Genomic DNA, 3,283 nt, shown 5'->3' on the forward strand with positions numbered 1-3,283 from the left:
CGCCTCACCCCCGCCCTGCCCGCACCGGCCGCCCTCGTCGCCTGATCCCGAGCACCGGGATCCCGCGTCCACACAACGAGACGCGCGGAGATCTTGGAAGGAAAGCGCCCCCCAGGAGGGCCATTTCGTACCAAGATCGTCCGCCCGCCCGTCGATCATGAAGTTGGCGGCGGACTTGATCTCCGGAACTGCCGCCAACCTCATGATCGACCGGCGACCGGCGACCGGCGACCGGCGACCGGCGACCGGTGGGAAGGGGGGGAGCCCGGTCCGCCGAAGGGGCGGGCCGGGCTCCGGTTGTGGGCTCGTGAGCGGGCGGCGGGTCAGCCGGCGTGCTTGCGGCGGGCGGCCATCCGGCCGCGCTGGGTCTGGTCCAGCACCACCTTGCGGATGCGCACCGCGGCCGGGGTGACCTCGACGCACTCGTCCTCGCGGCAGAACTCCAGCGCCTGCTCCAGGGACAGCTTGCGCGGCGGGATCAGCTTCTCGGTCTCGTCCGCGGTGGACGAGCGCATGTTGGTGAGCTTCTTCTCCTTGGTGATGTTGACGTCCATGTCGTCGGAGCGGGAGTTCTCGCCGACGATCATGCCCTCGTACACCTCGGTGCCCGGCTCGACGAAGAGCTGGCCGCGCTCCTGGAGGTTGGTCATCGCGAACGCGGTGACCGCGCCGGACCGGTCGGCGACCAGCGACCCGTTGTTGCGGGTGCGCAGCTCGCCGAACCACGGCTCGTACGACTCGAAGACGTGGTGCAGGATGCCGGTGCCGCGGGTCTCGGTGAGGAACTCGGTCCGGAAGCCGATCAGGCCGCGCGCCGGGACCAGCCACTCCATCCGGATCCAGCCGGTGCCGTGGTTGACCAGCTGCTCCATCCGGCCCTTGCGGGTAGCCAGGAGCTGGGTGATGGCGCCCAGGTACTCCTCCGGGGAGTCGATGGTCAGCCGCTCGACCGGCTCGCAGGTCTTGCCGTCGATCTCCTTGGTGACGACCTGCGGCTTGCCGACGGTCAGCTCGAAGGACTCGCGGCGCATCTGCTCGACCAGGATCGCCAGGGCCAGCTCGCCGCGGCCCTGCACCTCCCAGGCGTCCGGCCGCTCGGTGGGCAGCACCCGCAGCGACACGTTGCCGATCAGCTCCTTGTCGAGCCGGTCCTTGACCATCCGGGCGGTGACCTTGGCGCCCTTGACCCGGCCGACCAGCGGCGAGTTGTTGGTGCCGATGGTCATCGAGATGGCCGGCTCGTCCACGGTGATCAGCGGCAGCGGCACCGGGTTCTCGGCGTCGGCCAGCGTCTCACCGATCATGATCTCCGGGATGCCGGCGACGGCGATGATGTCGCCCGGCCCGGCGGACTCGGCCGGCTTGCGCTCCAGCCCCTCGGTCATCAGCAGCTCGGAGATGCGTACCCGCTGGGTGCTGCCGTCGGTGCGGCACCAGGCCACGGTCTGGCCCTTGCTGATGGTGCCCTGGCGGACCCGGCACAGCGCGAGCCGGCCCAGGAACGGCGAGGCGTCGAGGTTGGTGACGTGGGCCTGCAGCGGCGCGCCCTCGTCGTACGCGGGCGCGGGGATGGTGTCCAGCAGCGTGCGGAACAGCGGCTCCAGGTTGCTGCTGTCGTCCGGGACGGCGCCGTCGGCGGGCTGGGTCAGCGAGGCGATGCCGTCGCGGGCGCAGGCGTAGACGATCGGGAAGTCGATCTGCTCCTCGTCGGCGTCCAGGTCGAGGAACAGCTCGTAGGTGTCGTCCACGACCTCCTTGATCCGGGCGTCCGGACGGTCCACCTTGTTGATCACCAGGATGATCGGCAGCCGGGCGCGCAGCGCCTTGCGGAGCACGAACCGGGTCTGCGGCAGGGGGCCCTCGCTGGCGTCGACCAGCAGCACCACACCGTCGACCATGGTCAGGCCGCGCTCGACCTCGCCGCCGAAGTCGGCGTGACCGGGGGTGTCGATGATGTTGATGGTGACCGGTTCCGAGCCGTCCGCCGGCATGTACCGCACGCCGGTGTTCTTGGCGAGGATGGTGATGCCCTTCTCGCGCTCGAGGTCCATCGAGTCCATGACCCGCTCGGTGGTCTCACCACGGGCGCCGTAGGCGCCGGCCTGCCGCAACATGGCGTCGACCAGGGTCGTCTTGCCGTGGTCGACGTGGGCGATGATGGCGACGTTGCGGAGGTCGGTGCGTAGCTGCATACCCTCCATACTCCTGTCTGCGGTTGCCCGGGCACGCCTCGGGGTCACCCCGAGATCGCCCGGATCTGCGTCGAAAGTGCTGTGCCGACCGTTCCAGCGACTGGCATGCTGACACCCGTGCGGGGTGTCCGATGCCTGACCTGCTGAGCTGGCTGCAGGAGCTGCCGCCCCTGCTGATCTACCTGGCCGCCGCGGCGATCGTCGCGGCGGAGACCGCGGTGATCGTCGGGCTGCTGATGCCCGGCGAGGCGACCCTGCTTCTGGTCGGCTTCCTAGCGTACGCGGGGACGCTGCGCCTCGCGCCCGTGCTGGTGGCCATGACCGCCGCCGCCGTGATCGGAGACACACTCGCGTGGCGGGCGGGCCGCCGGTACGGCCCCCGGCTGCGCGCCTCGGGCGTGGGTGCCCGGATCGGCGCGCACCGGTGGCGGCGGGCCGACTCGCTGCTGGAGCGCCTCGGCGGCCGGGGCGTGCTCGCCGCCCGCTGGATCGCGTTCGCCCGCACGCTGGCGCCCCGGCTGGCCGGGTCGGCGGGGATGCCGTACCGGCGGTTCGCGCCGTGGAACCTGGCCGGGGTGGCGAGCTGGGTCGGCGCCTCGGTGCTGGCCGGCTATCTGGCCGGTGAGTCGTACGAGCGGGTGTCGAAGCTGCTCGGCCGGGCCACCGGAGCGGTGCTGGCCCTGCTGCTGTGCCTGCTCGCCGTGGTGCTCGCCGGCCGCTGGCTGGGGCGCAACCCGGACCCGGTACGCGCGCTGGCGGCGCGGGCCGCCGCGTTGCCGCCGCTGCGCTGGCTGCGGGCCCGGTACGGGGTGCTGTTCTTCCTGGTCGCCATGCGGGTCGGCCCGGCCTGGACCCTGCTGATCAACCTGGCGCTGGGGCTGGCGCTGCTGTTCGTCGCCGGGCTGGCCGTGGCGGTCCTGCTGGAGGCGGTCGTCGCGCACAGCGGGCTGGGTGTCCTCGACGGGCTGGTCGCCGACTGGTTCGCCGCCCGGCGTACCCCGGGTGTGGTCGACACGGCGCTGCTCGCGGTGTCGGTGCTGCGCGGCTGGGTGCTGATCGCCGCGGTGGCGGTGGTGGCCGCGGTGGTGGCG

General features: G+C 72.1%; 2 protein-coding genes. One reads left to right on the plus strand and one right to left on the minus strand.

Annotation, left to right across the window (positions count from 1 at the left end):
• Positions 1 to 323 precede the first annotated feature (323 nt).
• Positions 324 to 2,192 carry a translational GTPase TypA gene (gene typA / locus EAD96_RS01405; RefSeq protein WP_121682992.1) on the minus strand — a complete coding sequence of 623 codons (1,869 nt, stop codon included), beginning with the start codon at positions 2,190 to 2,192 and terminating at the stop codon, positions 324 to 326.
• A 131-nt stretch (positions 2,193 to 2,323) separates the two neighbouring features.
• Between typA and EAD96_RS01410 the strand changes: the two genes are divergently transcribed.
• Positions 2,324 to 3,283 (plus strand): DedA family protein (locus EAD96_RS01410; protein ID WP_147457821.1); only part of this gene is annotated, 960 nt, incomplete at its 3' end.

Origin of the sequence: Micromonospora sp. BL1 (genome assembly GCF_003667485.1) — a bacterium.
In the GTDB taxonomy this organism is placed as follows: domain Bacteria; phylum Actinomycetota; class Actinomycetes; order Mycobacteriales; family Micromonosporaceae; genus Micromonospora; species Micromonospora tulbaghiae.

Bases quoted from the DNA above. Each gene is read 5' to 3' on its own strand.
- typA (WP_121682992.1), bottom strand. From the start codon at position 2,192: ATGCAGCTACGCACCGACCTCCGCAACGTCGCCATCATCGCCCACGTC.